At 68.7% G+C, this 24,514-nt stretch carries 32 protein-coding genes and 1 tRNA gene; 18 read left to right on the plus strand and 15 right to left on the minus strand.

Annotated elements, in window-relative coordinates; translation table 11 throughout:
• From ribD to thiL, 6 genes are all read left to right on the plus strand, one after another.
• A partial coding sequence (gene ribD, locus FHP25_RS24730) for a bifunctional diaminohydroxyphosphoribosylaminopyrimidine deaminase/5-amino-6-(5-phosphoribosylamino)uracil reductase RibD (RefSeq protein WP_147849652.1) occupies positions 1 to 955 on the plus strand: 955 nt, incomplete at its 5' end.
• A gap of 10 nt (positions 956 to 965) precedes the next feature.
• Positions 966 to 1,580, plus strand: coding sequence for a riboflavin synthase (locus FHP25_RS24735; RefSeq protein ID WP_147849653.1), 615 nt, complete (start codon positions 966 to 968; stop codon positions 1,578 to 1,580).
• The gene (gene ribB / locus FHP25_RS24740; RefSeq protein ID WP_147849654.1) at positions 1,577 to 2,731 is read left to right on the plus strand and encodes a 3,4-dihydroxy-2-butanone-4-phosphate synthase; all 1,155 of its coding nucleotides are present in this window, start codon (positions 1,577 to 1,579) and stop codon (positions 2,729 to 2,731) included. Before FHP25_RS24735 ends, ribB begins: the two co-directional genes overlap by 4 nt.
• A gap of 1 nt (position 2,732) precedes the next feature.
• A complete protein-coding gene (gene ribH / locus FHP25_RS24745; protein ID WP_408068547.1) occupies positions 2,733 to 3,218 on the plus strand; it encodes a 6,7-dimethyl-8-ribityllumazine synthase in 486 nt (161 codons plus the stop codon).
• On the plus strand, positions 3,215 to 3,727 hold the full coding sequence (nusB, locus tag FHP25_RS24750; RefSeq protein WP_147849656.1) for a transcription antitermination factor NusB: 513 nt from the start codon (positions 3,215 to 3,217) through the stop codon (positions 3,725 to 3,727). Before ribH ends, nusB begins: the two co-directional genes overlap by 4 nt.
• Before the next feature lie 109 nt (positions 3,728 to 3,836).
• A complete protein-coding gene (gene thiL, locus FHP25_RS24755; protein ID WP_147849657.1) occupies positions 3,837 to 4,823 on the plus strand; it encodes a thiamine-phosphate kinase in 987 nt (328 codons plus the stop codon).
• A gap of 79 nt (positions 4,824 to 4,902) precedes the next feature.
• Here thiL and FHP25_RS24760 read toward each other — a convergent pair whose 3' ends face one another.
• Together FHP25_RS24760 and FHP25_RS24765 are read right to left on the minus strand one after the other, a co-directional pair.
• A complete protein-coding gene (locus FHP25_RS24760) occupies positions 4,903 to 5,676 on the minus strand; it encodes a slipin family protein (protein ID WP_178133760.1) in 774 nt (257 codons plus the stop codon).
• Positions 5,677 to 5,690: 14 nt separating this feature from the next.
• Positions 5,691 to 7,103 carry an NfeD family protein gene (locus FHP25_RS24765; RefSeq protein ID WP_147849658.1) on the minus strand — a complete coding sequence of 471 codons (1,413 nt, stop codon included), beginning with the start codon at positions 7,101 to 7,103 and terminating at the stop codon, positions 5,691 to 5,693.
• Positions 7,104 to 7,292: 189 nt separating this feature from the next.
• On the opposite strand from FHP25_RS24765, the gene FHP25_RS24770 reads away from it, so the two are divergent.
• The 4 genes from FHP25_RS24770 (at position 7,293) to FHP25_RS24785 (ending at position 12,133) form a co-directional block, all read left to right on the plus strand.
• Positions 7,293 to 7,676 carry an encapsulin-associated ferritin-like protein gene (locus tag FHP25_RS24770; RefSeq protein WP_147849659.1) on the plus strand — a complete coding sequence of 128 codons (384 nt, stop codon included), beginning with the start codon at positions 7,293 to 7,295 and terminating at the stop codon, positions 7,674 to 7,676.
• A 2-nt stretch (positions 7,677 to 7,678) separates the two neighbouring features.
• Positions 7,679 to 8,491, plus strand: coding sequence for a family 1 encapsulin nanocompartment shell protein (locus FHP25_RS24775; RefSeq protein ID WP_147849660.1), 813 nt, complete (start codon positions 7,679 to 7,681; stop codon positions 8,489 to 8,491).
• An 86-nt stretch (positions 8,492 to 8,577) separates the two neighbouring features.
• Positions 8,578 to 9,795: an MFS transporter gene (locus FHP25_RS24780; protein WP_147849661.1), complete on the plus strand. Its 1,218-nt coding sequence runs from the start codon at positions 8,578 to 8,580 to the stop codon at positions 9,793 to 9,795.
• A gap of 217 nt (positions 9,796 to 10,012) precedes the next feature.
• Positions 10,013 to 12,133, plus strand: a complete 2,121-nt coding sequence (locus FHP25_RS24785; protein WP_147849662.1) for a sodium-translocating pyrophosphatase — start codon at positions 10,013 to 10,015, stop codon at positions 12,131 to 12,133.
• 108 nt (positions 12,134 to 12,241) lie between these two features.
• On the opposite strand, the gene FHP25_RS24790 is transcribed toward FHP25_RS24785, so the two are convergent.
• Positions 12,242 to 12,709, minus strand: coding sequence for an outer membrane protein assembly factor BamE (locus FHP25_RS24790; protein WP_147849663.1), 468 nt, complete (start codon positions 12,707 to 12,709; stop codon positions 12,242 to 12,244).
• A 143-nt stretch (positions 12,710 to 12,852) separates the two neighbouring features.
• On the opposite strand from FHP25_RS24790, the gene FHP25_RS24795 reads away from it, so the two are divergent.
• The 8 genes from FHP25_RS24795 (at position 12,853) to FHP25_RS24830 (ending at position 17,770) form a co-directional block, all read left to right on the plus strand.
• Positions 12,853 to 13,380 (plus strand): ubiquinol-cytochrome C chaperone family protein, encoded by a 528-nt coding sequence (locus FHP25_RS24795; RefSeq protein WP_178133761.1) that lies wholly within the window; start codon positions 12,853 to 12,855, stop codon positions 13,378 to 13,380.
• 10 nt (positions 13,381 to 13,390) lie between these two features.
• The gene (locus FHP25_RS24800) at positions 13,391 to 13,942 is read left to right on the plus strand and encodes a YceD family protein (RefSeq protein WP_178133762.1); all 552 of its coding nucleotides are present in this window, start codon (positions 13,391 to 13,393) and stop codon (positions 13,940 to 13,942) included.
• Positions 13,943 to 14,112: 170 nt separating this feature from the next.
• Positions 14,113 to 14,298 carry a 50S ribosomal protein L32 gene (gene rpmF / locus FHP25_RS24805; protein WP_147849666.1) on the plus strand — a complete coding sequence of 62 codons (186 nt, stop codon included), beginning with the start codon at positions 14,113 to 14,115 and terminating at the stop codon, positions 14,296 to 14,298.
• A 44-nt stretch (positions 14,299 to 14,342) separates the two neighbouring features.
• A complete protein-coding gene (plsX, locus tag FHP25_RS24810; RefSeq protein ID WP_147849667.1) occupies positions 14,343 to 15,416 on the plus strand; it encodes a phosphate acyltransferase PlsX in 1,074 nt (357 codons plus the stop codon).
• Positions 15,413 to 16,384: a beta-ketoacyl-ACP synthase III gene (locus FHP25_RS24815; RefSeq protein WP_147849668.1), complete on the plus strand. Its 972-nt coding sequence runs from the start codon at positions 15,413 to 15,415 to the stop codon at positions 16,382 to 16,384. Before plsX ends, FHP25_RS24815 begins: the two co-directional genes overlap by 4 nt.
• Before the next feature lie 361 nt (positions 16,385 to 16,745).
• Positions 16,746 to 17,069: an integration host factor subunit alpha gene (locus FHP25_RS24820; RefSeq protein ID WP_147849669.1), complete on the plus strand. Its 324-nt coding sequence runs from the start codon at positions 16,746 to 16,748 to the stop codon at positions 17,067 to 17,069.
• Positions 17,069 to 17,569, plus strand: a complete 501-nt coding sequence (locus FHP25_RS24825; RefSeq protein WP_147849670.1) for a MerR family transcriptional regulator — start codon at positions 17,069 to 17,071, stop codon at positions 17,567 to 17,569. The genes FHP25_RS24820 and FHP25_RS24825 overlap by 1 nt, the downstream gene beginning before the upstream one ends.
• A gap of 124 nt (positions 17,570 to 17,693) precedes the next feature.
• Positions 17,694 to 17,770, plus strand: a tRNA-Pro gene (locus FHP25_RS24830).
• A 14-nt stretch (positions 17,771 to 17,784) separates the two neighbouring features.
• Here the strand turns inward: FHP25_RS24830 and FHP25_RS24835 are convergent.
• The 12 genes from FHP25_RS24835 to FHP25_RS24890 all read right to left on the minus strand — a co-directional run bounded on the left by FHP25_RS24835 (position 17,785) and on the right by FHP25_RS24890 (position 24,496).
• Positions 17,785 to 19,212: a tyrosine-type recombinase/integrase gene (locus FHP25_RS24835; protein WP_147849671.1), complete on the minus strand. Its 1,428-nt coding sequence runs from the start codon at positions 19,210 to 19,212 to the stop codon at positions 17,785 to 17,787.
• On the minus strand, positions 19,209 to 19,502 hold the full coding sequence (locus FHP25_RS24840) for a hypothetical protein (protein ID WP_147849672.1): 294 nt from the start codon (positions 19,500 to 19,502) through the stop codon (positions 19,209 to 19,211). Before FHP25_RS24840 ends, FHP25_RS24835 begins: the two co-directional genes overlap by 4 nt.
• A gap of 17 nt (positions 19,503 to 19,519) precedes the next feature.
• Positions 19,520 to 19,891 carry an excisionase family DNA-binding protein gene (locus tag FHP25_RS24845; protein ID WP_178133763.1) on the minus strand — a complete coding sequence of 124 codons (372 nt, stop codon included), beginning with the start codon at positions 19,889 to 19,891 and terminating at the stop codon, positions 19,520 to 19,522.
• The gene (locus tag FHP25_RS24850; RefSeq protein ID WP_147849674.1) at positions 19,888 to 20,337 is read right to left on the minus strand and encodes an ASCH domain-containing protein; all 450 of its coding nucleotides are present in this window, start codon (positions 20,335 to 20,337) and stop codon (positions 19,888 to 19,890) included. Before FHP25_RS24850 ends, FHP25_RS24845 begins: the two co-directional genes overlap by 4 nt.
• Positions 20,334 to 20,660 carry a type 1 glutamine amidotransferase family protein gene (locus FHP25_RS24855; protein ID WP_147849675.1) on the minus strand — a complete coding sequence of 109 codons (327 nt, stop codon included), beginning with the start codon at positions 20,658 to 20,660 and terminating at the stop codon, positions 20,334 to 20,336. Before FHP25_RS24855 ends, FHP25_RS24850 begins: the two co-directional genes overlap by 4 nt.
• Positions 20,657 to 21,772 (minus strand): DUF5131 family protein, encoded by a 1,116-nt coding sequence (locus FHP25_RS24860; RefSeq protein ID WP_147849676.1) that lies wholly within the window; start codon positions 21,770 to 21,772, stop codon positions 20,657 to 20,659. The genes FHP25_RS24855 and FHP25_RS24860 overlap by 4 nt, the downstream gene beginning before the upstream one ends.
• Positions 21,772 to 22,305 carry a hypothetical protein gene (locus tag FHP25_RS24865; RefSeq protein ID WP_147849677.1) on the minus strand — a complete coding sequence of 178 codons (534 nt, stop codon included), beginning with the start codon at positions 22,303 to 22,305 and terminating at the stop codon, positions 21,772 to 21,774. Before FHP25_RS24865 ends, FHP25_RS24860 begins: the two co-directional genes overlap by 1 nt.
• A complete protein-coding gene (locus FHP25_RS24870) occupies positions 22,305 to 22,817 on the minus strand; it encodes a hypothetical protein (protein WP_218578578.1) in 513 nt (170 codons plus the stop codon). Before FHP25_RS24870 ends, FHP25_RS24865 begins: the two co-directional genes overlap by 1 nt.
• Positions 22,814 to 23,281, minus strand: a complete 468-nt coding sequence (locus FHP25_RS24875; protein ID WP_147849678.1) for a hypothetical protein — start codon at positions 23,279 to 23,281, stop codon at positions 22,814 to 22,816. The genes FHP25_RS24870 and FHP25_RS24875 overlap by 4 nt, the downstream gene beginning before the upstream one ends.
• 9 nt (positions 23,282 to 23,290) lie before the next feature.
• A complete protein-coding gene (gene ssb / locus FHP25_RS24880; RefSeq protein WP_147849679.1) occupies positions 23,291 to 23,755 on the minus strand; it encodes a single-stranded DNA-binding protein in 465 nt (154 codons plus the stop codon).
• Positions 23,755 to 23,955, minus strand: coding sequence for a hypothetical protein (locus FHP25_RS24885; protein WP_147849680.1), 201 nt, complete (start codon positions 23,953 to 23,955; stop codon positions 23,755 to 23,757). Before FHP25_RS24885 ends, ssb begins: the two co-directional genes overlap by 1 nt.
• Positions 23,956 to 24,025: 70 nt before the next feature.
• Positions 24,026 to 24,496, minus strand: a complete 471-nt coding sequence (locus FHP25_RS24890) for a hypothetical protein (protein WP_147849681.1) — start codon at positions 24,494 to 24,496, stop codon at positions 24,026 to 24,028.
• Between the last annotated feature and the right edge of the window lie 18 nt (positions 24,497 to 24,514).

Below are 24,514 nucleotides of genomic sequence, written 5' to 3' on the forward strand. Positions count from 1 at the left end.
CGAGGCGGCGGCGCTGGCCGCGGCGCAGGCCGGCGGCGCCGACGTGCGGCAGGCGACGGCCTATGTGTCGCTGGAGCCGTGCGCGCATCATGGCCGCACGCCACCCTGCGCCGAGGCGCTGGTCGCCGCCGGGATCGCGCGCTGCGTGGTGGCCACGGGCGATCCGGATCCCCGGGTCGCCGGACGCGGCCTCGCCATCCTGCGCGCCGCCGGGATCGAGGTGCGCGAGGGCGTCGGCCGCGCCGAGGCCGATGAGATCGGCGCCGGCTTCTTCTGCCGTGTGCGCGCCGGCCGGCCGCTGGTGACGCTGAAGCTGGCGACGTCGCTGGACGGGCGGATCGCCACGGCCACGGGCGACAGCCAATGGATCACCGGCCCTGCGGCGCGGGCCCGCGGCCATCTGCTGCGCGCCACCCATGATGCGATCATGGTCGGGATCGGCACCGCCCGGGCCGATGATCCCGAGCTGACCTGCCGGCTGCCGGGGCTGGCGGCATGCTCGCCGGTGCGCGTCGTCGCCGACAGCGGCGCCAGCCTGCCGGCCGGCTCGGCCCTGGCGCGCTCGGCGCGCGCGGTGCCGGTGTGGCTGATGTGCGCCGAGGACGCGCCGGCCGGCAATATCACCGCCCTCGAGGACCAGGGCGTGGTCGTGCACCGCCTGCCGCGCGGCGCCGACGGCCGCGTCAGGCCCGATGCTCTGCTGCAGGCGCTGGGTGGGCAGGGGCTGACGCGCCTGCTGGTCGAGGGCGGCGGCGTGCTGGCGGCGGCGCTGCTGGCGGCCGACCTCGTGGACCGGCTGGCGATCTTCCGGGCCGGCGTGATGATCGGTGGCGACGGGCTGCCGGGGGTGGCGGCCTACGGCCTGGAACGGCTGGCCGCAGCGCGGCGTTTTAGCCGTCAGTCGCTGGGCGAAACCGGTGACGACGTGCTGGAAACCTGGACGCGACACGCATAGGTTCCAGGCCATGTTCACAGGCATCATCACCGACGTCGGCGAGGTCACCGACATCACACGGGCCGGCGACGCTGGCGACCAGCGGTTCACCATCGCGACCCGCTTCGACATGGAGACGGTGCCGATCGGGGCCTCGATCTGCTGCTCGGGCTGCTGCCTGACGGTGACGACCAAGGGGCAGGCCCAGGGGCGCGGCTGGTTCACGGCCGACGCCTCGGGCGAGACCCTGTCGAAGACCACCCTGGGCACCTGGCAGGTCGGCCGCCGCATCAACCTGGAGCGGTCGCTGAAGCTGGGCGACGAGCTGGGCGGGCATCTGGTCTACGGCCATGTCGACGGCGTCGGCCGCATCGTCTCGATCACGCCCGAGGGCGGCAGCCTGCGCTTCGTGTTCGAGACCCCCGATGCGCTGGCCGGGTTCATGGCGTCGAAGGGCTCGGTGGCGGTCGACGGCGTGTCCCTGACCGTCAACGAGGTCGATGGCCGCCGGTTCGGCGTCAACATCATTGCGCACACCCAGGCGGAAACGACCTTCGCGCACGTCAAGCCGGGCGACGCGGTCAATCTTGAGGCTGACATGCTCGCACGCTACGTTGCGCGACTGTTGGAGAGGACCCGGCAATGAGTGTCGTCGCGAAGGAACCCTGGCGCGTCACGTTCCAGGAGATGAAGGCACCGGCCGAGGAGCTGATCGAGGAAGCCCGCCGCGGCCGCATGTTCGTGCTGGTCGATGACGAGGATCGCGAGAACGAGGGCGACCTGGTCATCCCGGCGCAGATGGCCACGGCCGAGGCCATCAACTTCATGGCCCGCTACGGCCGCGGCCTGATCTGCCTGGCCATGACCAGGGAGCGCTGCGAGCAGCTGGGCCTGCCGCTGATGGCGCGCGACAACGCCAGCCGCCACAGCACGGCCTTCACCGTGTCGATCGAGGCGCGCGAGGGCGTCACCACCGGCATCTCGGCCGCCGACCGCGCCCGCACCATCGCCGTGGCCATCGACCCCAGCTGCGGGCCGCAGGACATCGTCTCGCCCGGCCACGTGTTCCCGCTGGTGGCGCGCGAGGGCGGCGTGCTGGAGCGCACCGGCCACACCGAGGCGGCGGTCGACCTGGCGCGGCTGGCCGGGCTGCAGCCGGCGGGCGTGATCTGCGAGATCATGAACGACGACGGCACCATGGCGCGCCGCGACGACCTGATCCGCTTCGCCCAGCTGCATGGCCTGAAGATCGGCACCATCGCCGACCTGATCGCCTATCGCCGCAAGTACGACTCGATCGTGCGGCGGCTGAGCGAGGCCACGATCGACAGCCGCTACGGCGGCGAGTTCCGCTCCATCGTCTACATGAACAAGGCCACCAAGGCGCAGCACGTGGCGCTGGTGAAGGGCGACGTCAACACCGACGAGCCCGTGCTGGTGCGCGTGCACGCCATGAACCTGTTCTCCGACTCGCTGGGCGAGAAGCTGCCCGGCCGCGGCGGCGAGATCGAGAGCGCCATGCGCCTGATCGCGCAGGAGGGCCGGGGCGTCGTGGTGCTGATCCGCGAGCCGCTCAACGTGCAGATGGCGCTCGCCAGGCGCCACGCCGGGCAGACGGTCGAGACGCCGGTCGGGGAGCTGCGCGACTACGGCGTCGGCGCCCAGATCCTGATCGATCTCGGCATCAAGAAGATGATCCTGCTGACCAACACTAAGAAGAACCTGGTCGGGGTCGGCGGGTTTGCCCTGCGCACGGTCGAGCAGCGGCCGCTGCCCACCATCGGCACGGAGTCGTAGCATCATGGCCGAAGCTCAACGCGGCGCCCGACCCCTGGTCTCGCCGCTGCCCTCAGGCGCGCGCGTGCTGATCGTCGAGGCGCGCTTCTACGAGGAGCTCGCCAACGAGCTCGCCGCCGGCGCGCTGGCTGAGCTGTCACGCCACGGCGTGGCGGGCGAGCGGCTGGCGGTGCCCGGCGCCTTCGAGATTCCCGGCGCCATCGCCATGGCCGCCGACAGTGGGCGCTTCGACGGCTTCATCGCGCTGGGCTGCGTCGTCCGCGGCGAGACCTCGCACTACGACTATGTCTGCGGCGAGAGCGCGCGCGGGCTGATGGAGCTTACCGTGCAGCGGCGGCTGGCGATCGGCTACGGCATCCTGACGGTCGAGAACGACGCGCAGGCCTGGGCGCGCGCGCGCCGCAGCGAAGGCGACAAGGGCGCCGACGCCGCCTATGCCGCGCTCAGCATGATGGCGCTGCGACAGCGCTTCCGGGTGGCGTCGTGAGCGCGGCGGTGCGCAAGAGCGAGCCCTCGGGCCCCAGCGCGCGCGGCATGGCGCGGCTGTCGGCGGTGCAGGCCGTGTTCCAGCTGCTGCAGAGCGACGACAAGGCCAGCGACGTGGTCGAGCAGTTCCTGAAGTTCCGCATTGCCGAGGGCGGCGATGCCGGCATGCCGGCCGAAGCCGACCGGCCGTTCTTCAGATCGCTGGTGAGCGGCGTCGAGGCCGACCAGGCGGCGCTGATGGCGCTGGTCGAGGGGGCGCTGGCCAGCGACTGGAAGATCGCGCGGCTGGACCGGCTGATGCGCGCCGTGCTGGTGACCGGGGTGCATGAGATGAAGGCGCGGCGCGACGTGCCGGCGGCGGTGATCCTGTCCGAGTACGCCCGCGTCGCCGGCCAGTTCTACCAGGGCAACGAGCCGGGCTTCGTGACCTCGGTGCTCGATCGCATCGGCCGGCAGCTGCGGCCCGACGAGTTTGCAGCCAGGGACGCACAGACGCCGAAGGACGGCTAGGCCATGCCTGCTCGTCATCGCGAGCGCAGCGAGGGATCTTCCGTGGAAGACGCACGGTGCGCCATTCGCGGCAGATCCCTCGCTGCGCTCGGATGACCTGGAGCGCATCATGGCGGCTACGCGTCTGGGCGAGTTCGAGCTGATCGCCACGCTGCTGCGGCCGCTGGCGGCGGGCTTCCCCGGCGCCTTCGCTTTGGGCGACGACACCGCGCGGCTGGCGCCGCCGCCGGGCGAGGAGCTGGTGGTCAAGACCGATGCGCTGGTCTGCGGCGTGCACTTCCTGGCCGCGCATGACCCCGGCCTGGTGGCGCGCAAGGCGCTGCGTGTCAACCTGTCGGACCTCGCCGCGGCGGGCGCGCGGCCGCTGGCCTACCAGCTGGCGCTGGTGCTGCCCGACGCCATCGACGATGCCTGGCTGACGGCGTTCTGCGCCGGCCTGGCCGACGACCAGAAGACGTACGGCATCGCGCTCTGCGGCGGCGACACGACGTCGACGCCCGGCCCGCTCACCATCGTGATCACGGCCTTCGGCACGGCGCCGGCCGGCGCCACGCCCGGCCGCGGCGGCGCGCGGCCGGGCGATGGCGTGTTCGTCAGCGGCACCATCGGCGACGGCGCGCTGGGCCTGCTGGCCAACACCGGCCGGCTGCCGGCGGCGGGCGCCGCCGAGCGGGCCTTCCTCGACGACCGCTACCTGCTGCCGCAGCCGCGCCTGGACCTGGGTCAGCGCCTGCGCGGCGTGGCCAGCGCCTGCATGGACGTGTCCGACGGCCTGGTCGGCGACCTCGGCCATATCTGCAGCCGCTCGGGCGTGCGCGCCGTGATCGACGCCGATGCGGTGCCGCTGTCGGCCGCCGCCAGGGCCGTGCTCGCGCGCCGTCCCGACCTGCTGGAGACCGTCCTGACCGGCGGCGACGACTACGAGCTGCTGTTCACCGCGCCGGCGGCGCGCGCCGCCGCGATCACTGAGGCTGCGGGCCTGGCCGGCGTGCCGGTCGCCGCGATCGGCCGCATCGAGGCGGGCAGCAGCGGCGTGGCGGTGGAGCGGGGCGGTCGGCCCTTGGCCCTGAGCCGCGCCAGCTACCGGCACCGCTGAATTCTTTCTTTGGACCGCGCGCGTCCACGCGCGCCCTCATGAAATCGGCGCTGCGCGCCGAGGCGCGCGGTCCGAAAGCTCACTCCGCGGCCTTCCTGTCCGGGCCGGCGAAGAAGCGGCCGATATCGATCGGGAACGGGAAGACGATGGTCGAGCTGTGCTGGCTGGAGATGCTGCTGAGCGTGCCGAGATAGCGCAGCTGCATGGCCTCGGGCTGCAGGCTGAGCGTCCGTGCCGCCTCGAGCAGCTTCTCGGCCGCCTGCTGCTCGCCCTCGGCATGGATCACCTTGGCGCGCCGCTCGCGCTCGGCCTCGGCCTGGCGGGCGATCATGCGCACCATGCTCTCGTTGATGTCGACGTGCTTGATCTCGACATTGGCCACCTTGATGCCCCAGGCATCGGTCTGCGCGTCGAGGATCTCCTGGATGTCGTCGTTGAGCTTGTCGCGCTCGGCCAGCATCTCGTCGAGGTCGTGCTTGCCCAGGACCGAGCGCAGCGTGGTCTGCGCCAGCTGCCCGGTCGCCTGCAGGAAGTCGGCGACCTGGATGATGGCCTTGTCGGGGTCGACGATGCGGAAGTAGATCACGGCGTTGACCTTCACCGACACGTTGTCGCGCGAGATCACGTCCTGGCTGGGCACGTCCAGCACCACCGTGCGCAGGTCGGTGCGCACCATCTGCTGCACCAGCGGCACCAGGATGATCAGGCCCGGTCCCTTCACGCCGGTGAAGCGGCCCAGCGTGAAGACCACGCCGCGCTCGTACTCGCGCAGGATCTTGATCGCCGACGCCAGGAACGCCACGACGATGACGAGGATCGGCAGGTAGAAGGCCAAATCGGTCCACATGGGCATGGGCGCCGCCTCCGCTAGCTCGAATCGGATCCGTCGGGCTCGACGGTCAGGGTGAGGCCGTCGAGCGCCGTGACCCGGACCCGCTGGCCGGGCCGCAGGGCGGCGCTCGACACCGCCTTCCAGCGCTCGCCATGCACCTGCACGCGGCCCGATCGATCGCGCCACTGCAGCACATCGCCGCGGCCGCCGATCATCTGCTCGCGGCCGGTCACGACCTGCCGCCGCCAGGCGCCGACCGCGACGCGCCCGACCAGCAGGGCGAAGGCGAGACCGCTGGCGGCGATGCCGCCGATGACCGGCCAGGCGATGGCGAACTCGGGCAGGTCGGTGTCGATCAGGATCGCCGCGCCCAGCACGAAGGCGACGGCGCCGCCGATGCCGATCGCGCCCAGCGACGGCACGAACGCCTCGGCCACCATCAGCGCGACGCCGAGCACGATCAGCGCCAGCCCGGCGATGTTCACCGGCAGCGCCGCCAGCGCATAGAGGCCCAGCAGCAGGCAGATCGCGCCGATGGTGCCGGGGTAGAGCGCGCCGGGATGCATGAACTCGAAGATCAGCCCATAGATCCCGATCATCATCAGGATCAGGGCCACGTTGGGGTTGGTGATGGCGGCCAGGAACCGGGTGCGCCAGTCGGCATCGAAGCGCTCGAGCGTCAGGCCGCGCGTGTCGAGCGTCACCTTGGCCGTGCGGACCTCCACCACGCGGCCATCGGCCTGGGTCAGCAGGTCATCGACATCGCGCGCGATGATGTCGATGACCTGCTGCGCCAGCGCATCGCGCGCCGTCAGGCTGGCGCCCTCGCGCACCGCCCGCTCGGCCCAGTCGGCGTTGCGGCCGCGCAGGTCGGCCAGGGCGCGGATATAGGCGACGGCATCGTTGATCACCTTGGTTTCCATGGGATCGTGCGTGGCGCCTGTCTTGCCCTTGTCGTCGCCCTTGCGATCGCGCGCCATATCGCCCTCGTCGGGCATCGGCAGCCGGCCGCCGCCGATCGCGACCGGAGTCGCGGCGCCGAGATTGGTGCCCGGCGCCATCGCCGCGACATGGCTGGCATACATCATGTAGGTGCCGGCGCTGGCGGCGCGCGCCCCGCCGGGGCTGACATAGGTCAGTACCGGGATGGGCGAGGCCAGGACCGCGCGGATGATCTCGCGCATGGACGTGTCGAGGCCGCCCGGCGTGTCCAGGCGCATCACGACCACGGTGCTGCCGCGCTTGGCCGCTGCCGCGAGGCCGCGCGTCACATGGTCGGCCGTGGCCGGGCCGATGGCGCCGTCGACCGCCAGCAGCAGGCCCGTGCGTTGCGGTGCGGCCGCGCCGGCCGCCACCGCCAGGCCGCACGCCAGCGCCAGCAGCACGAGCCACCGGGTGATCGAGCGTGGGATATCGGCGCGACGGCGGGCGATCGGCTGGTCCTCCATGTGAGAGCTGGCGGGACGCGTACGAGACTCATGATGAATGTAGGTGGGCCGGACGGGGCGGAAAAGGGCGACAACGTGGCCTGTCAAGGGAACAGTTGCGGCGGCTGCCGCGTTGCCACAACCGGCCGCTGGCGCTGTGCGGCTGGCGGGCTATGATCGAGCTTGTTTGTCACATGTGGGGACAAGGCCATGTCGAGCGAGACGCTGCATGAAGACCCGGAAAAGCTTGGACCGCTGACACTCGACCAGCATCGCGCGATCGTCTCGCTGATGGAGGAGATGGAGGCTGTCGACTGGTACAACCAGAGGGTCCAGGCCACCAGCGATCCCGAGCTGCGCACCATCCTGGCGCACAACCGCGACGAGGAGAAGGAGCACGCCGCCATGGTCCTGGAGTGGCTGCGCCGCAACGATCCGGTGCTGGACGAGCACCTGCGCACCTTCCTGTTCAGCGACGGGCCGATCGGCGCCAAGGAAGCCGCTGTGACCGGCGGCGCTGCGCCTGAAGCAAGTGGTGGTGCCGGCGGCAGCGACGGCAGCCTCGGTATCGGCAGCCTGCGGGGGAGGGGCTAGCGATGAACCATCTGCTGCGCGAGCTCGCGCCGATATCGACCACGGCCTGGCAGGAGATCGAGAACGAGGCCAAGCGCACCCTCTCCATCACCCTGGCGGCACGCCGGCTGGTGGACTTCGTCGGCCCGCAGGGCTGGTCGGCGTCGGCGGTCGGGACCGGCCGCACCGAGCACATCGCCCGGCCGGCCGACGGCGTTGATGCCCGCATCCGTCAGGTCCAGCCGCTGGTCGAGCTGCGCGTGCCCTTCGAGCTGCGCCGGTCCGAGCTCGACATGATCGAGCGCGGCGCCAAGGACTTCGACACCGATCCCGTGATCGACGCGGCGCGCGCGATCGCAATCGCCGAGGACCGCGCCATCTTCCACGGCTACCATGCAGCCGGCATCCGCGGCATCTGCCAAGCCCAGGCCGACGTGGCCATCCCCTTGGGTGAAGACTACGAGAACTACCCTGTGGCCGTCGCCACGGCGCTCAACAAGCTGCGCAACGAGGGTGTCGGCGGCCCTTATGCCATCGCGCTCAGCGAGCGCTACTACACCGACCTGACGGAAAGCACCAAGGGCGGCTACCCCGTGCTCGAGCACGTGCGCAAGCTGGTGGACGGACCGCTGATCTGGGCGCCGGGCCTGGACGGCGGCCTGGTGATGTCGACACGCGGCGAGGACTTCGAGCTGACGGTCGGGCAGGACTTCTCGATCGGCTACCTGGACCACAACGCCGAGCGGGTCCGGCTCTATATCGAGGAGAGCTTCACCTTCCGCGTGCTCTCGCCCCAGGCGGCGATCCCGCTGGCCTATGGCGCGCCGCCGCGCTAGGGGCGCCGGCTCGCTTCCGGCCGCATAGCCGCTTCCCTGCCGCCGGGCTTGTATCGGGACGCCGCGACACTATTGTCGCGCGCCCCATGAGTTCGCCCCCGTCCCAGGTGGCTGCCGGGTCCGGCGCCCACGTTGTCCGCAACGTCTTCCTGCTCGCCCTGTGCCAGGCCCTGGCGCAGAGCGGCAACGTGCTGATCATCTCCACTACGGCGCTGGCGGCGCAGACCCTGGAAGGCCGCGATTTCTATTGGACCACCTTGCCGGTGACCCTGCAGCACCTGGGCGTGATGCTGTCGGTGTTTCCGGCGGCGCTGATGGGGCAGCGGCGGGGCCGCCCGTTCGGCTTCGGGCTGGGGTCGCTGGCCGGCATCACGGGCGGCGGATTGTGCAGCCTGGCGATCTGGCTGGGCAGCTTCTCCTTGCTGTGCTTTGGCGGACTGGTGATGGGCTACGCCGTCGCCAACATGCAGCTCTACCGCTTCGCCGCCACCGAGCTGGCGCCGCCGCAATACCGCGCCAAGGCGATCTCCTACGTCACCTCCAGCGGCGTGGTCGCCGGCATCCTGGGGCCGCTGATCGCGCGCCTGACGCCCGACCTGCTGCCGCACCAGTTCCTGGCGACCTATATGGGCCTGGTGGTGCTGCACGCCGCCGCCTTCGGCGTGCTGCGCCTGATCGAGTTCCCGGCGGTCAAGGTCGAGCACGCCAGCGGCCCGCAGCGCAGCCTGGCCGAGATCGCGACGCAGCCGGTCTATGTCGTGGCCGTGCTGGCCGGCATGGTGTCGTTCGGCGTGATGTCCTTCCTGATGACGGCCACGCCGCTGGCCATCGTCGCCTGCGGCATCGACGCCCGCGAGCCGCCGATCACCATCTTCTGGCACGTGATGGGGATGTTCGTGCCGGCCTTCTTCACCGGCCACCTGATCGGCCGCTTCGGCGTGCTCAACATCATGATGCTGGGCATTGTGATGCTGGTCGCGGCCGTCGCCGTCGACCTCGCCGGCATCGACGTATGGAACTTCCGGGCCGGCCTGCTGCTGGTCGGCGTCGGGTGGAACTTCCTGTTCGTGGGCGCCACGGCCCTGGTCACCACCGCGTACCGGCCGTCGGAGCGGGGCAGGGCGCAGGCGCTCAACGACTTCCTCGTGTTCGGCACCACGGCGACGTCCAGCCTCCTGGCCGGCATCCTGCAGCAGGCCTGGGGGTGGAACGCGCTGAACTACCTCGCGCTGCCGCTGATCGGCATCGCGCTGCTGGCTCTGACCTGGCTGCGGCTCGCCCGCCGGGTTCCAGCCGGATCATGATCGAGCGCGTCCAGCCCATTGAAAACGCGCGGGAAATCGCGATTCAGTGCGACTTGCCGCAGTTGCATGGCTGGGGGCCTTCTGGCATGTTCCGCCCGCCTTGCGCCCGGGGGAACTTCCGACAGGTGGGCCCTAACGGATCCGGAAACGCGCCCGGCGGTCGTGGGGATCTCCCGCGATCGATCTCCAAGAGCTTGAAAAACAACGGGAAAGACTGATGTCGACTATACTCTGGGCGGTCATAGGGTGCGGCGTGATCGCCGTCCTCTACGGCCTGGTCACGGGACGCGCGGTCCTGGCCAAGGACGCCGGCACGCCGCGCATGCAGGAAATCGCCCTGGCCGTCCAGGAGGGCGCCAGCGCCTACCTGAAGCGCCAGTACACCACCATCGCGATCGTGGGCATCGTCGTGCTGGTGGTCCTGGGGCTGCTGCTGGGCAAGTGGGCCGCCATCGGCTTCCTGATCGGCGCGGTGCTCTCGGGCGCCGCCGGCTTCATCGGCATGAACGTCTCGGTGCGGGCCAACGTGCGCACCGCCGTCGCCGCCCAGAAGAGCCTGGGCGATGGCCTGGACCTGTCGTTCAAGGCCGGCGCCGTCACCGGCATGCTGGTGGCCGGCCTCGCGCTGCTGGGCGTCGCCGTCTATTACATGATCCTGCTCGGCGCCAAGGTCGACAGCCGCACCGTGGTCGACTCGCTGGTGGCGCTGGGCTTCGGGGCCTCGCTGATCTCGATCTTCGCCCGTCTGGGCGGCGGCATCTTCACCAAGGGTGCTGACGTCGGCGCCGACCTGGTGGGCAAGGTCGAAGAGGACTTCCCCGAGGATGATCCGCGCAACCCGGCCACGATCGCCGACAACGTCGGTGACAATGTCGGCGACTGCGCCGGCATGGCGGCCGACCTGTTCGAGACCTACGCCGTCACCACCGTGGCGACCATGGTGCTGGCCTCGATCTTCTTCAAGGACGCGCAGGCCTTGAGCCTGATGCTCTACCCGCTGGTCATCGGCGGCGCCTGCATCATCACCTCGATCATCGGCACGTATTTCGTGAAGCTGGGGTCGGACAACAACATCATGTGGGCGATGTACAAGGGCTTCATCGTCTCGGCCGTCCTCTCGGCGATCGCGTTCTGGCCGATCACCGACTACGTCGTCGGCATGAAGGCGACGATGACCGTAGGCTCGCTGACCTTCACCGGCATGAACCTCTTCATCTGCGCCATCGTCGGCCTGGTGGTCACCGGCCTCATCGTCTGGGTCACCGAGTACTACACCGGCACCGGCTACCGGCCGGTGAAGTCGGTGGCGCAGGCCTCGGTCACCGGCCACGGCACCAACGTGATCCAGGGCCTTGCGGTCTCGATGGAAGCCACGGCGCTGCCGGCCCTGATCATCTGCGTCGGCATCGTGGTCTGCTACCTGCAGGCCGGCCTGTTCGGCATTGCCATCGCCACGACCGCGATGCTGGCGCTGGCCGGCATGGTGGTGGCGCTCGACGCCTACGGCCCGGTCACCGACAACGCCGGCGGCATCGCCGAGATGGCCGGTCTGCCCAAGGAGGTGCGCAAGAACACCGATGCGCTCGACGCCGTGGGCAACACCACCAAGGCGGTCACCAAGGGCTACGCCATCGGCTCGGCCGGCCTCGGTGCGCTGGTGCTGTTCGCAGCCTACACCTCGGACCTCGAGTACTTCATCGCCCAGGGCAAGCTGGGCGTGACGGCGGTCGAGTTCTCGCTGAAGAACCCGTTCGTGGTCGTGGGCCTGCTGCTGGGCGGCCTGCTGCCCTACCTGTTCGGGGCGATGGGCATGACGGCCGTCGGCCGTGCCGCCGGCTCGGTGGTCGAGGAGGTGCGCCGCCAGCTGAAGTCGATCCCCGGCCTGCGTGAAGGCAAGCAGGGCGTGCGGCCGGAATACGGCCGCCTGGTCGACATGCTCACCAAGGCGGCGATCCGCGAGATGGTCATCCCGTCGCTGCTGCCGGTGCTGTCGCCGATCGTGCTGTTCTTCGTCGTGCGCTGGATCGCCGGGGCCGAGAACGCCTACGCGGCGCTCGGCGCCATGCTGCTGGGAGTGATCGTCACCGGCCTGTTCGTCGCCATCTCGATGACGGCCGGCGGCGGCGCCTGGGACAACGCCAAGAAGTCGTTCGAGGACGGCTTCGTGGACAAGGACGGCGTCAAGCACGTCAAGGGCTCCGACGCCCACAAGGCGGCGGTGACCGGTGACACCGTCGGCGATCCGTACAAGGACACCGCCGGCCCGGCCGTGAACCCGATGATCAAGATCACCAACATCGTGGCGCTGCTGCTGCTGGCCATCCTGGCCCACCAGTAACCGCGCGGCGATCTCAAACAAAACCCCGATGGTAAAACCATCGGGGTTTCTTTTTGTTTTCAGTCTATTACGTCAAAATTCTCAGGTGAAACCTGAGGTGTCTGCGGCTCACTTCTTCGGGGCGCCGAAGCGGCCGACGTTGCCGAAGATCTGCTCAAGCACGGTCAGCTCCTTGCCCGCGGTCGGAGTCTTGCGGTCGACCATGGTGACGTCCTTGGCGTCCTGCAGCCCATAGGTCTTGATCGACTTGATGCGGCCGTTCTCACCGAAGGCGACGGCGGTCACCTTCTGCTCGGCGATCTTGGGCTCGAAGAAGGCCAGAGATTCCTGACGTTGGCTGATGTAGTACCAGGTGTCTTCGCCCAGCGCGAAGGTCGACTTCGTCGACGGGCTGCCCAGCAGGCGCTCCACGTCGTCCCGGCTCTGCGTGCCGACCTCGAGCTTCTCCAGCGAGCCGGGCGTCGGCACGTGGCCGCGCACGTCGACGATGGGATCGCAGGCCCCGATGACGAGCGTGCTGAGCGACAACAGGGCGATCGACGGCGGCAGCAGTCGACGAAGGGGAATACGGCGCATTCGGGTTGGCCCGCGGCTTGATCATGGACGTCGGCGGGCCTAAAGACCGCCGGGCGCCGGCACAATGCCGATGGCGCTACGGCAAGTCAAACCCCGCCGATACGCAGTGTATCGGTCGGACGCACCCAGGGATGGTATCGACCATGTTCGGCCTGCTGCGGCGGCGCTCGCCGCATCGTGACACTGCCGACCGGCTCTATGCCGCGATCGCCGCGCAGGCGCGCCAGCCGGCGCTGTTTGCCGAGCTGGGGGTGCCCGACACTGTCGACGGACGCTTCGACGTGCTGGCCCTGCATGCCTGGATGGTGATCGACCGGGTGCGGGTGGAACCGGACGGGGAGGCGATCGCCCAGGCCCTGTTCGATTCGATGTTCGCGCATCTCGACGTCGCCGTGCGCGAGATGGGAGCCCAGGATCTGGGGGTCGGGCGCCGCATCAAGGTGATGGCGGAAGGGCTGCACGGCCGGGCGCTCGCCTTCCGCACGGCGATGGCGGATGCCGATCCGGCTGCGCTCCAGGACGCCCTGCGCCGCAACATCTTCGGCAAGACCGCACCGGACGCTGCCGCGGTGGCGCGCCTGGCGGCCTATGTGCGGGCCGGCGTGGCGGGCCTCGCGGCGCTCGAGCCGGCGCGCCTGCATGACGGTGCCCTGGCGTGGCCCGCAGTGTGAGGAAATGGCGATGCATGTCGACCGCAACCCCGATCTGGAGCTTTCCCGCCGCCTGCGCCTGGACCGCGTGCCGCCGGCCGGCGCGACGCTCGACATCGAGGCGAGCGCGACCGAGCGCGATGCCCTGGCGAAGCGTTTCGGCATCTTGGCGCTGCCGTCGCTGAGCGCCAATGTCACCCTGTGTGCCGAAGGCGAAAGCCAATGGCGGGTCGAAGGCCGCCTGAAGGCGCTGGTGGTGCAGGCCTGCGGCATCACGCTCGATCCGGTCGAGCAGGCCATCGACGAGGCCTTCGTGCTGCGCTTCACCACCCAGCCCGAGGAGCTCGACCGCGACAGCGGCGAGCTGATCGTGGGCAGCGAGGCGGCGGAGCCGTTGTCTGACGATGCGCTGGACCTGGGCGAGATCGTCGCAGATCAGCTCGCCCTGGCGATCGATCCGTTTCCACGCAAGCCCGGCGTGGCGCTGGCCGATATCCTGCCGCCGCCAGCCCCTTCCGGGGCCACGGGCGGCCCGTTCGCGGCGCTCGCCGCCCTCAAGCAGGGTCGGAAGGACCAGGCCTGAGGTCGGTTCCCCGGTTTTTGCGACATTGGGCGTGCGCTTGTGGCATAAGGGGCGGATAAGTCCTTGCCGCCCCGACGCGTTTTGGCTAGGAAGGCGCCCTTGCGACAACCCGCCCCCGGAATTTCGGGACGCCGCGTCGGGACTGCGGCGTCCGTATTGGAGATCGTGTCATGGCCGTTCCCAAGAAGAAGGTCAGCAAGTCGCGCCGCAACATGCGGCGGTCGCACCACGCCCTCAAGGGCTCGGCCTATGTCGAGTGCGCCAATTGCGGCGAGCTGATGCGCCCGCACCATGTCTGCGGCGCCTGCGGCCACTACCGCAAGCGCGAGGTCGTCACGCAGTCGGCCAGCGCGTGAGAGGCGGGGGCTGCCGCTGAGAGCAGCCCCGACGCCGCGCGACGATGAGCGCTTCGGGCAAAATCGTCATCGCACTCGACGGGATGGGCGGCGACAACGCGCCGGCGATGGTCGTCGCCGGCGCCGACATCGCGCGCCAGCGCTATCCCGATGCGACGTTCCTGCTGTTCGGCGATGAAGCGCGCCTGCGGCCCATGGTCGACAAGACCCGTTGGCTCAAGACGGCATGCGAGATCGTCGCGGCGGCCGACGTGGTCACCAATGACGACAAGCCGTCGGCGGCGCTGCGCAAGCGCCGCTCTTCCAGCATGGGGATGGCCATCGACGCGGTGGCCGAGGGGAAGGCCGACTGCGTCGTGTCGGCCGGCAACACCGGCGCCTTGCTGGCGACGGCCACTGTCGGGCTGCGCATGCTGCCGGGCGTTCGGCGGCCGGCGCTGTGCTCATTCCTGCCCACCGTGCGCGGCGAGACGGCCATGCTCGATCTCGGCGCCAACATGCAATGCGACGCGAACAACCTGGTCGAGTTCGCGGTCATGGGCTCGGTGTTCGCCAAGAGCGTGCTGGGCATCGACGCGCCGACTGTCGGCCTGCTCAACGTTGGCGCCGAGGAAGGCAAGGGCAACGAGACTTTGCGCGATGCCGCGGCCATGCTGCGCGTCGAGGATAGCCCGGTGGCGTTCCACGGCTTCGTCGAAGGCAACGATATCGGCGCGGGCGTCGTTGATGTCGTGGTGACGGACGGCTTCACGGGCAACGTGGCGCTGAAGACGATTGAGGGCACCGCAAAGCTCTATACGGGTTTCGTGCGCCAGGCCTTCAAGACGTCGACGCTGGCCAAGGTCGGCTATGTGCTGGCCAGCAGCGCGTGGAAGAAGCTGGGCCAGCGCGCCGACCCGCGTCGCTACAATGGCGGCGTGTTCCTCGGCCTGAACGGCGTCTGCGTGAAGAGCCACGGCGGCACGGATGCGCTGGGTTTCGCCAATGCGCTGGGCGTTGCCGTCGATCTCGTGAAGTACCATTTCAGCGACAAGGTGGTCGAGGAGCTGAACCGCTTGCGGCAAGCCCTTGGCGAGGTGCCGGCCGCGGCAGCCGGTGGAGTAGCGGGGGCAGGATGATCCGGTCGGTCGTCGAAGGGTGTGGCGCCTATCTGCCCGAGCGCGTGATGACGAACGCGGAGCTGGCGAAGAAGGTCGACACGTCGGACGAGTGGATCGTGCAGCGCACGGGCATCCAGGCGCGCCATATCGCCGCCGACGGCGAGTTCACCTCGCACTTGGCGACCAAGGCCGCGGCGCGGGCGCTGGAGCAGGCGGCAATCGCGGTGTCGGACCTCGACCTGATCGTGCTGGCGACCTCGACTCCGGACGAGACCTTTCCCGCCACCGCCACGGCGGTTCAGGCCAATCTCGGCATGACACGGGGTGCGGCGTTCGATGTGCAGGCGGTCTGCTCCGGCTTCGTGTACGCGGTGTCGGTGGCCGACAGCATGATCAAGAACCGCATGGCCGGCACGGCGCTGGTGATCGGCGCCGAGACGTTCTCCCGCATCCTCGACTGGAATGATCGCGGCACCTGCGTGCTGTTCGGGGACGGGGCCGGCGCCCTGGTGCTCAAGGCCGGCGAGGGGCAGGGCTCGGCCGCCGACCGGGGCATCCTGGCGTCCACCCTGCATTCCGACGGGCGCCACCATGATCTGCTCTACGTCGATGGCGGCCCGTCGACCACCGGCACTGCCGGGTTCCTGCGCATGCAGGGCCGTGAGGTGTTCAAGCACGCCGTGACAAATCTGGCCGCCGTGGTCGGCGAGTCGCTGCAGCTGGCCGGCCTCGAGCCCGCCGATGTCGACTGGCTGGTGCCGCACCAGGCCAACAAGCGCATCATCGACAGCACCGGCCGCAAGCTTGGCCTGTCAGCCGACAAGGTCGTGGTGACGGTCAACCAGCACGCCAACACGTCAGCCGCTTCCATCCCGCTGGCCCTCGACTCTGCTGTCAGCGATGGCCGGATTCAACGTGGACATGTCGTGCTGCTTGAAGCCATGGGCGGCGGTTTGACCTGGGGTGCGAACGTCATTCGCTGGTAGGCCAATATCTTATCACGTGATCTTGTTTTAAGTTTTGACTTCAATCACGGTAATTATTGAAAAAGGCCATTTATCCCGGCCAGCGAATGTCATTCATTCTCATGAATGACATTAGATCTTCCGGATAAAGGCTTAAAACAAGTTGTCTATATCGACAGCCTGCTTTCTGATGGAAGTCGGATCGAGACCGACAGCCTGCGGTAGCGAGCGGATCCACTGAAGCAGGGCGGTTGAGTCGACGGCGGGGGCCGGACTCCGCTTTGGTCGCATCTATATGTAGGGCAAATGGGGTAGCCATGTCCTTGTTATTGACGCATTTCTGGTTTCAGACTAAGGTTTAAGTGGGGAAGGGGAATGCTGGATGGATCAACGGACGATCACCCGCGCTGATCTCAGCGAGGCGGTGTTCCAAGAGGTCGGTTTATCTCGGAACGAATCAGCGGACCTTGTCGAGGTCATCCTCGCCGAGATCGCTGGCGCGTTGGCCCGTGGCGAGACCGTGAAGATTTCGAGCTTTGGAAGCTTCACCGTGCGCGACAAGGGCCAACGGATCGGCCGTAATCCAAAGACAGGTCAGGAAGTACCAATCCTGCCGCGGCGTGTCCTCGTCTTCCGTGCGTCGAACGTGTTGAAATCACGAATAAATAATACGGCGCCAACGACCGTTGATGTGGAAGGTGAATAATGGTCACTGCCAGCGCATCGTCGCCAGAACGGCGGCTTGAGAAATCCGCCCACGCGTTCCGCACGATCAGTGAAGTCGCGACGGAGCTCGACGTGCCGCAGCATGTGCTGCGATTCTGGGAGAGCAAGTTCAGCCAGGTCCGCCCGCTGAAGCGGGGTGGCGGACGGCGTTATTACCGGCCCGAGGACATTGACCTGCTGCGCCGCATCCGGTCGTTGCTGTACGAGGACGGCTACACCATCAAGGGTGTGCAGCGCCTGCTGAAGGAGAGCCGTGGGCGTCTGGGGCAGCGCGAGGGGGCCACGGCGCTGCCGGAGCCGCGGCTGGTCGAGGTCGAGCAGCGGGCCGAGATGCCGCGCACTGGGCCGCAGCCGCCGACCGAGCGCCTGCTGCCGCGCACGGCGCGGGTCGATCCCGGCAAGCGACGCGAGATCGAAGGCGTCCTCGAGGATCTCCAGAGCGCGCTCGAGCTGCTGCGCAAGACGCTGCACACCGCATAGGCATCCGTCGCATCACACATGCCGACAAACCCACCGGCAGCGTGATGCGATCGTTGCAATTGTCGGGCAGGTAGGGCTATGGTCCGCCCGCCTCAGGCACCGTTCGCCGGTGCCGGCACCCGGTCGGGGCGTAGCGCAGTCTGGTAGCGCATCAGTCTGGGGGACTGGGGGTCGTCGGTTCAAATCCGGCCGCCCCGACCAATTCTTTCAAAGACTTAGCCAGTGTCTTTGATCTTCCTGCGGGAGCCATGTGGGACTTCCATGTGGGACTCCGTGCCGGTTTTGATCGCGACGACGTTCGTGCGCCGTTCACGCCGGCCCGTGCTGCTGGCGACTGCGGCGCGCAGTTCGTCATCGGCAATCTCGATGTAGCCCTGGGTAGTGGAAAAGTCGGCGTGTCGTGCCGCGCCCTGGATTGCCGACGCGGAACGGGTGAGTGATGCGATCTCCGTGATGAACCGGGCGCGGATGTCATGCACTCGCCGCCGGCGGCCGTCGCTGGGTATGCCAGCATTGGCCTTGGCGCTGCGCCAGGCACGCTTGATCTCCCGCAGGGGCCTCCACTCTACCGGGGGCGCCTCTTCGCCACTGGCGGCCTTCTGCAGGCGTGCCAGGCCGCCCGGGCCGGGCCAGGTGACCAGGTGCACCGCGCCGCGCTCGCGCGCCTGCTGCTCCAGCCGATCGAGCAGCTCGATGCCATCAGGTCCGGCCGGGATGAATTCCTCGTCCCCCGACTTCGTGGCTTCGGGGGGCAGGCGCAAGCCGCCCTCGGCCCTGTCGATCCAGTGGATGGTTGACGACAGGGCTTCGGTACGACGCAGGCCGAACACTCGCGCCAGCTCGGCGGCGTCCGTCACCCAGGGCGGTGCGACAGCCTCGATCCGGTCGAGTTCGGCGTCGGCCAGCGGTGTCGCCCGGCGCTTGGGCTCCGGTAGCCGCGTCACACGAGGCGGGAAGGGCAACGACCGCTGGCCAGTAGCAGGATCCACGTGCTCATGCGCGGCCGTGAAGCAGCCCGAGAGGCAATCGAGGTACAGGTTGATCGTGGTCGGGGTGCGGAAGTGCCCGGTGCCCTTGGGTGCCCAGGCAGTACCGTCCCAGATCAGCTGCGGCATGACGACAGAGGTGCCCGTGGTGTCCCACCATGCCATGCCCTTGAAGGGCGCCCGAGGCGGCGTCGGCCCGATGTGATTCGGTCGCCAGTATCTGGCGTGGGCCGGATCATCGGCCTTGCGTTTCGATCCGCCGCACCATACCCGGACCGGCTGCTTCTTGGCCCAGGCGACGTAGCGCTGGATGTCCTCGGTGTTGATATCCGTGATGGCCGTGGCAGCACCCAGAAAGCCGAACAGCTCGCGGATGTAGCCCAGCACATTGACCCGGTGCCGACCGTCGACGGTGGCCAGGTGCAGGTCGGCAGCATGCGCCAGCGTGAAGCTGCCAGGCCGCACGCCCTTTCCCCGGCCCTTGCCGATCTTGGCCTCGGCCGCGACAATGGCGCGGCGCTCGATCTTCAGCGCCTGATGGCGGCTGCGGACAGGCTCACCGGTGTCGGGATCGACGCAGTCGTTGACATGGCGCTCTCCGCCGCGCCAGAAATCGTAGCGCCAGACGCCGCGCGCCTTATCGAGATAGACGGTCACCTGGGCAGCCGATGATGCGCGTTCAGGTATCGGGCGTCGGAGACGACCTGCTCCTTGTGCCTTTCCAGCTCTGCGAGCAGCGCGCTGAACGCGCCTTCATCCATCTCACCGACGCGGTTGAGAATCGAGGCGCGTTCCTTGCGGAAGTGCTCCTCAATAAGCTCGACGTCGACCAGATCCTTGGACTTCTCGTGGAGTCGCTCCAGGTCCCCCATAAGGCCCAGGATCTCCACCATCCGGTAGGTGTCGTCGATGATCAGGTCGTCGAAGCGGCGTCTTGGTTCGCTCATGGTGCAATAGCCTGCCTCTAAACCCCGGCCGCTTTCAAGCGGGCCATCACCGCCCTGAACGAGGCTGTGTCGGCCAGCGATCGCCGGCGGCGCTCGGGAGCGGGCGCCGGCGCCATGTCCTGGCCGGCTTCCTGCCAGCGCTGCAGGGAGTCGAGGTAGACGCGGCGGGACCGCGTGCCGAGCCGGTGGCCCTGCAGGGCGCCGCTGGCCAGCGCGCGATAGATCGTGCTGATGTCGCAGTCGACATAGGCGGCCGCCTTGCGCACCGACACGGATGGGCGGATCTGCGCCTCGAGGACCTCGGCGCGGGCCGCGGCCGCGGCCATCTCGGCCGAAGTCGGGGCGACGGTGATGGGCAACCGGCGCTGGATCCGGATAGGCCCAGTCATGCTGCGCCTTGTGGCCATGTCCAGAAGCCCTGTAAGCCGCGACACGGCCCGATCGGCGTGAAGGGCTGGCTATCGGTGAGCGGCCATCCCCATACGTGCTCGTCGACGCGATCGCTGTCCGGCCGGCCGGCGTAGATGTCGACGGCGCGCCGAGGCTCGCCGAGCACGGCGGTGCCCAGGCCGCTCGCTGTCGGCAGCTCGGCCTCGCGCCGCCACCACCGGTCGAGCAGATCCATCGCGCGCGGCTCGAGCCCGATATCCTCGCCGTCGCCAAGCTGATTGATCAGCTGCGCCAGCTCGCGCGTTCGCACCGGCCGGGCGCCGGCATGGATGACGATGCGTTGGCCCCAAAGATGCCGAGGGGCTGCCCAGCGCCGGAACTCGTAAGGTTTGACGCCGGCGATGATCATCGAGGCCCAGGGCTGCCAGATGGTGAACGCCCTCATCGCGTTTCCTTGGTTGCGTAGACCTCTTTGAAAGTCCGCAAGAGGGCGTCGGCCGGATGTCCTACTCCGGGCTGGACGACACGGTCATAGGCATCAGCCAGGGGCGCATCCGCTGCCATCCCGAGCTGCTGGCCCACCCGCTCTTCAGCGCGCTCCATGGCGCGGACTCGCATGACCGTGATCACGATGGCCCACCACGACCAGTGCCCTTCTTGTAGGGTAGCGCGCTCTTCGGCGCTCAATTCGTCAACAAGCCGGATCAGCCGCTCGATTGTGATGTCGATGCGCCGAGGCTTGGCGAAGTGCAGCTCGAGCTGGCTCATCGCGGGATCCCCGGCATGGCGTTGTGCTCGACGCCGTCGAGCGTTCGGCCGGCGCGCTTCTTGCCGACCTTGAACATGGTCATCGCGTCGGCGCCTGCAGCGAACGCCATCGGCGTCGTGACGTCATAGCGGCTGCCGTCGGCGTGCAGGACGCAGCTGTCGACCAGGCACTTGGTGATCGCTTCCGGATCCAGGCGGGGCGGCGGGGCGTACAGGGTGTCGATGGTGGCGTCGTCGAGCACGCATACGGGCGCCCAGCTACCCCATTGCTTGAGGAAATAGGGGATATCGTGGGCCGCGCAGAAGTCGCGTGCGGTGCGGTGCCATGCCGGATGAGACGGCCGGTCACCGCTCTCGCCGCCTGACACCATCCAGGACAGGAATTCCCAGCCGGTCCAGTCGACGGGGCCGAGGGCGGGCTCGTAGCTCACCCAGGTGCGCCAGCCGAGCTGGGACAGGGCGCGCATGGCCTCGCGGCGCTCGTCGGCACGGGCCTGGTCTTCAACCGAAACGCCGAGCCAGATATGGCGGAATGTCGGCGACCAGCGCGACATGCCGCCGGACCAGTCAAATAGCGGATAGGCGGCACCGGGCGGCGGCTCGCCCATCGCCTCGAGCATGTCTGCGAACAGCTGGCCGCGGCCGCTCTTGTGGGCGGCGCGAACGGCATCGGGACCGCGCGCGTCCTTGAAATCCCAATCCTGCTCGGGATCCACGTCGGCCCAGCGGCGGAAGAAGTTGAGCATGCGGTCCGGGCGCTTGGTCAGGACCTGCAGCGTATGGAGCTGGGCTCGCGCCATGACATCGAGGACGCGCATGATCCAGCCGTCGATCGCGGCGAAGAGATCGCCGTGCGCGCAGACGAAGATCCGCCGCGGCTGCTTCCATGTGAGCGGCTGGTACAGCCACTCCTCATTGAAGCGCAGCTCGCCCGTCCATACCGGGCCGGCCTTGCTCGGCTGCGTCAGGCCTTTCCTCGACCAGTGATGCTGTAGCCTGGTGCCGGCCAGGCGCATGGCGTAGCAGTCGGCGCAGCCCGGCGACACGACGCTGCAGCCCGTGATCGGGTTCCAGGTCGCATCGGTCCATTCGATCAGGGAGTGGTCGGCCATCACGCAGTCTCCGTTTGCGCCGGAGGAGCGGGCGCGGGCATCCAGTGGGTAGGCGGCTCGTGCTTTCCGAGCGGGCCGAACAGGTCGTGCCACGTCGGATCGGGCGTATCGATCGTGTCGCCGCCGTGGGTCCACCACTCGCTATCGGTCGGCGCTCGCCATACGACGTCGGTGACGCGGTGTGGAAACTCGCCGCCTACCCACACGTCGATCGGCGTTCCATCCTTCGGCGCCGTGTCGATCGGCCGCCACCCGATCGGCATTTCCGTGATCGGAGACACCGGCCGGCGCCACGTCCCGTCATTGGCGGCGCGCCATGCGCGCATGCTATTGGCGCACTGGCGTGCCTCGTCTGCCATTGCACGGTCGCCTTCAGGTCGGCGCCCACGGTTGATGTGCAACTCCCGCCAATCCGCCCAGATATCGACCAAGGTCGGCGCGTCGGGATCACGTGCCAAGAGAATGAACATCGGTTCGTCCGGCAGCGCGCTGCCATAACAATCGAACGCGCCAGGTTTCAGCTTGCTGCCCATCACTCCGCCTCCGGCCGTGCAGGAGGGATGGGTGTCTGCCGTCGGCGCTTGATGCGTGCGATCTCCGCGGCAATCAGTGCGCCGGCACGCTCAAGGTTGCGAAGCTGGCTCCGCGGCTTCCACCACTCCGGACCCCATGGCCATTTCAGAGCCGGTTGAGGAACGCCAAACCTGCTCGGGATAGCCCCGCGCACGTCGTAGATGGGGGCGGAAATGGCGTAGCAGGCTGCTGCCTGAGCCATCTCGCCGCGGGCGTGCTCGTCGTCATGGGCTTCGGTCCAGCCCTCGACCTCGCGCTGGCGCCGCCGTTCGGCGGCGATCTCGGCGACGCCGGGCTCGAGGGCAACAGCGACGCCGGTGGCCTCGCATGCCTGCTGGATGAGCGCCTGCAGCTCGTTGCCGGTGACCAGCATCGCCTCGGGCCAATCGTCCGGGCTGGTACGGTCGGGCAGGTCGGCGACATCCTGCAGGAGGCGCTCCGCCAGCCGCGCTACATCGATGGTGACAATCATCGCAGGACTCCATCGGCGCAGGCACTGCACAGGTCGCGCTCGTGCCAAGAGCATCCGCCGGGGCAGGCGGCGTGGTCGGTGCAGCCGCAAATGCGGCAGACGCGGCCGCCCTCGAGCTTGTCGACGAGGCGGGCTAGGCCCAGCGCGCAGACCTTGATCGGGCTGCGCGGGATCACAGCGCATCCGCGCGGCAGCAACCATTCGACGGCGTCGTCAAGACACGACGTCAAGCGTGGGGGTGTCCAGAAGGCGGGCTGACCTGGCTTGCGGATCCGGTGGAGTGCCGAACGGCCGTAGGGGCGCGCCTCGTAGCCGAGCGCCCGGCAGATCATGATGTCGAGGTCATGGTAGCTGTGACACGTGCCGTGGTTGTGGCACGAGCCCTTTGCGGCGGCCTGGTCGAGCGCGACAATGCACTTCTCCAGGTCGGAGATGACAGGGCCGGGATGCTTGTCGACTTGCATGGGGCCACCTCAGAATGGGACGTCGTCGTCGAGCGGGTCCCGCCCGGCCGGAGCGCCGCCGGCGCCCGATGCGCGCGTGGTGCCGTAGTCGTCGGGCGAGCTGGGCGAGCCGGGCCCGGTCTGCTGCCTGTCGAGCAGCACGAGCGCGCCGCCGAAGCGCGGCACCACGACCTCGGTGGTGTAACGCTCGACCTTCTGCTGGTCGGTCCATTTGCGCGTGGCGAGCTGGCCCTCGAGGTAGACCTTCGATCCCTTGCGCAGGTACTTCTCCGCGATCTCGGTCAGGCGCTCGTTGAAGATCACGACGCGGTGCCACTCGGTGCGCTCCATGCGCTCCCCGGTGTCCTTGTTGCGCCAGCTCTCCGACGTCGCCATGCTCATGTTGACGATCCGTGAGCCGGCTTGTGTGTGGTGGACCTCGGGATCCCGCCCGAGATGGCCGATCAGGATCACCCTGTTGACGCTGCCGGCCATCAAACGTCTCCATCCGGACGATAGAGTTCGACCGGGCCGCCGCAGTCAGGGCATTCCTTGGGATGATCCTCCGGAGAGCATGCGGCGGACATGTCGCCGATGGCATCGGGGCATCCCGATGCGCAGCGATAGGTGAAGCGCCAGCCGTCCAGCGGGGCGGGATTGTGTCGACTGCGCCAGGCGGGATCGAACGTCGCCATTGGATGCGGCTGCGCGGCGACGGGGAATCCCAGGTGGTCAACGCGCGCCGGCGCTCCCGGTCTGGTCATGTCAACCCTCCGGTGCCTTGGTGGCGCGCAGCTGGGCTGCGATGCGGGCTAGATCCTCGCCGGCGAACCGCCGCCAGTCGTCGCCATGTCGGATGGCCTTGCGCACCAGCCAGTCGAGCACGAAGGCCTGCTCATCCTCGACGCGCGATGCAATCGGATGACCGGCGTCGCGGAACCCGTGCGCCAGGGGCGCCGTCTGCATGATCATGAGGCCGAGGACCTGCGAGAGCGCCGGCGTGAGCATGGGTGGGTAGACGAGCACCTCGGCTACAGGCGGCGAGCTGGAGCCTGCGTTTAGGAGTGCCGTCTCCAGATCGTCGGAAAACTCGGCGTCGACCGCGCGCCGGCGCTGGGCGTATTGCCACAGCAGGTCCTGCGCCATCTGGTCCTTCACGCTCAGCGGCACCTTGCCGCGTGGCGTGGTCGGGTACTTGTCAGACTGAAATTCGCCCTCGATCAGATGGGCTCCCATCGCGATATCCCTCCTTGG

Origin of the sequence: Vineibacter terrae, from assembly GCF_008039615.1 — a bacterium.
GTDB lineage: Bacteria > Pseudomonadota > Alphaproteobacteria > Reyranellales > Reyranellaceae > Vineibacter > Vineibacter terrae.

Excerpts from the sequence above, each read along its gene's own strand:
- FHP25_RS24735 (WP_147849653.1), top strand. The coding sequence starts at position 966 with ATGTTCACAGGCATCATCACCGACGTCGGCGAGGTCACCGACATCACA.
- ribB (WP_147849654.1), top strand. The coding sequence starts at position 1,577 with ATGAGTGTCGTCGCGAAGGAACCCTGGCGCGTCACGTTCCAGGAGATG.
- thiL (WP_147849657.1), top strand. The coding sequence starts at position 3,837 with ATGGCGGCTACGCGTCTGGGCGAGTTCGAGCTGATCGCCACGCTGCTG.
- FHP25_RS24760 (WP_178133760.1), bottom strand. The coding sequence starts at position 5,676 with ATGCCCATGTGGACCGATTTGGCCTTCTACCTGCCGATCCTCGTCATC.
- FHP25_RS24765 (WP_147849658.1), bottom strand. The coding sequence starts at position 7,103 with ATGGAGGACCAGCCGATCGCCCGCCGTCGCGCCGATATCCCACGCTCG.
- FHP25_RS24770 (WP_147849659.1), top strand. The coding sequence starts at position 7,293 with ATGTCGAGCGAGACGCTGCATGAAGACCCGGAAAAGCTTGGACCGCTG.
- FHP25_RS24775 (WP_147849660.1), top strand. The coding sequence starts at position 7,679 with ATGAACCATCTGCTGCGCGAGCTCGCGCCGATATCGACCACGGCCTGG.
- FHP25_RS24780 (WP_147849661.1), top strand. The coding sequence starts at position 8,578 with ATGAGTTCGCCCCCGTCCCAGGTGGCTGCCGGGTCCGGCGCCCACGTT.
- FHP25_RS24785 (WP_147849662.1), top strand. The coding sequence starts at position 10,013 with ATGTCGACTATACTCTGGGCGGTCATAGGGTGCGGCGTGATCGCCGTC.
- FHP25_RS24790 (WP_147849663.1), bottom strand. The coding sequence starts at position 12,709 with ATGCGCCGTATTCCCCTTCGTCGACTGCTGCCGCCGTCGATCGCCCTG.
- FHP25_RS24795 (WP_178133761.1), top strand. The coding sequence starts at position 12,853 with ATGTTCGGCCTGCTGCGGCGGCGCTCGCCGCATCGTGACACTGCCGAC.
- FHP25_RS24800 (WP_178133762.1), top strand. The coding sequence starts at position 13,391 with ATGCATGTCGACCGCAACCCCGATCTGGAGCTTTCCCGCCGCCTGCGC.
- rpmF (WP_147849666.1), top strand. The coding sequence starts at position 14,113 with ATGGCCGTTCCCAAGAAGAAGGTCAGCAAGTCGCGCCGCAACATGCGG.
- plsX (WP_147849667.1), top strand. The coding sequence starts at position 14,343 with ATGAGCGCTTCGGGCAAAATCGTCATCGCACTCGACGGGATGGGCGGC.
- FHP25_RS24815 (WP_147849668.1), top strand. The coding sequence starts at position 15,413 with ATGATCCGGTCGGTCGTCGAAGGGTGTGGCGCCTATCTGCCCGAGCGC.
- FHP25_RS24820 (WP_147849669.1), top strand. The coding sequence starts at position 16,746 with ATGGATCAACGGACGATCACCCGCGCTGATCTCAGCGAGGCGGTGTTC.
- FHP25_RS24825 (WP_147849670.1), top strand. The coding sequence starts at position 17,069 with ATGGTCACTGCCAGCGCATCGTCGCCAGAACGGCGGCTTGAGAAATCC.
- FHP25_RS24840 (WP_147849672.1), bottom strand. The coding sequence starts at position 19,502 with ATGAGCGAACCAAGACGCCGCTTCGACGACCTGATCATCGACGACACC.
- FHP25_RS24845 (WP_178133763.1), bottom strand. The coding sequence starts at position 19,891 with ATGACTGGGCCTATCCGGATCCAGCGCCGGTTGCCCATCACCGTCGCC.
- FHP25_RS24850 (WP_147849674.1), bottom strand. The coding sequence starts at position 20,337 with ATGAGGGCGTTCACCATCTGGCAGCCCTGGGCCTCGATGATCATCGCC.
- FHP25_RS24855 (WP_147849675.1), bottom strand. The coding sequence starts at position 20,660 with ATGAGCCAGCTCGAGCTGCACTTCGCCAAGCCTCGGCGCATCGACATC.
- FHP25_RS24860 (WP_147849676.1), bottom strand. The coding sequence starts at position 21,772 with ATGGCCGACCACTCCCTGATCGAATGGACCGATGCGACCTGGAACCCG.
- FHP25_RS24865 (WP_147849677.1), bottom strand. The coding sequence starts at position 22,305 with ATGGGCAGCAAGCTGAAACCTGGCGCGTTCGATTGTTATGGCAGCGCG.
- FHP25_RS24870 (WP_218578578.1), bottom strand. The coding sequence starts at position 22,817 with ATGATTGTCACCATCGATGTAGCGCGGCTGGCGGAGCGCCTCCTGCAG.
- FHP25_RS24875 (WP_147849678.1), bottom strand. The coding sequence starts at position 23,281 with ATGCAAGTCGACAAGCATCCCGGCCCTGTCATCTCCGACCTGGAGAAG.
- ssb (WP_147849679.1), bottom strand. The coding sequence starts at position 23,755 with ATGGCCGGCAGCGTCAACAGGGTGATCCTGATCGGCCATCTCGGGCGG.
- FHP25_RS24885 (WP_147849680.1), bottom strand. The coding sequence starts at position 23,955 with ATGGCGACGTTCGATCCCGCCTGGCGCAGTCGACACAATCCCGCCCCG.
- FHP25_RS24890 (WP_147849681.1), bottom strand. The coding sequence starts at position 24,496 with ATGGGAGCCCATCTGATCGAGGGCGAATTTCAGTCTGACAAGTACCCG.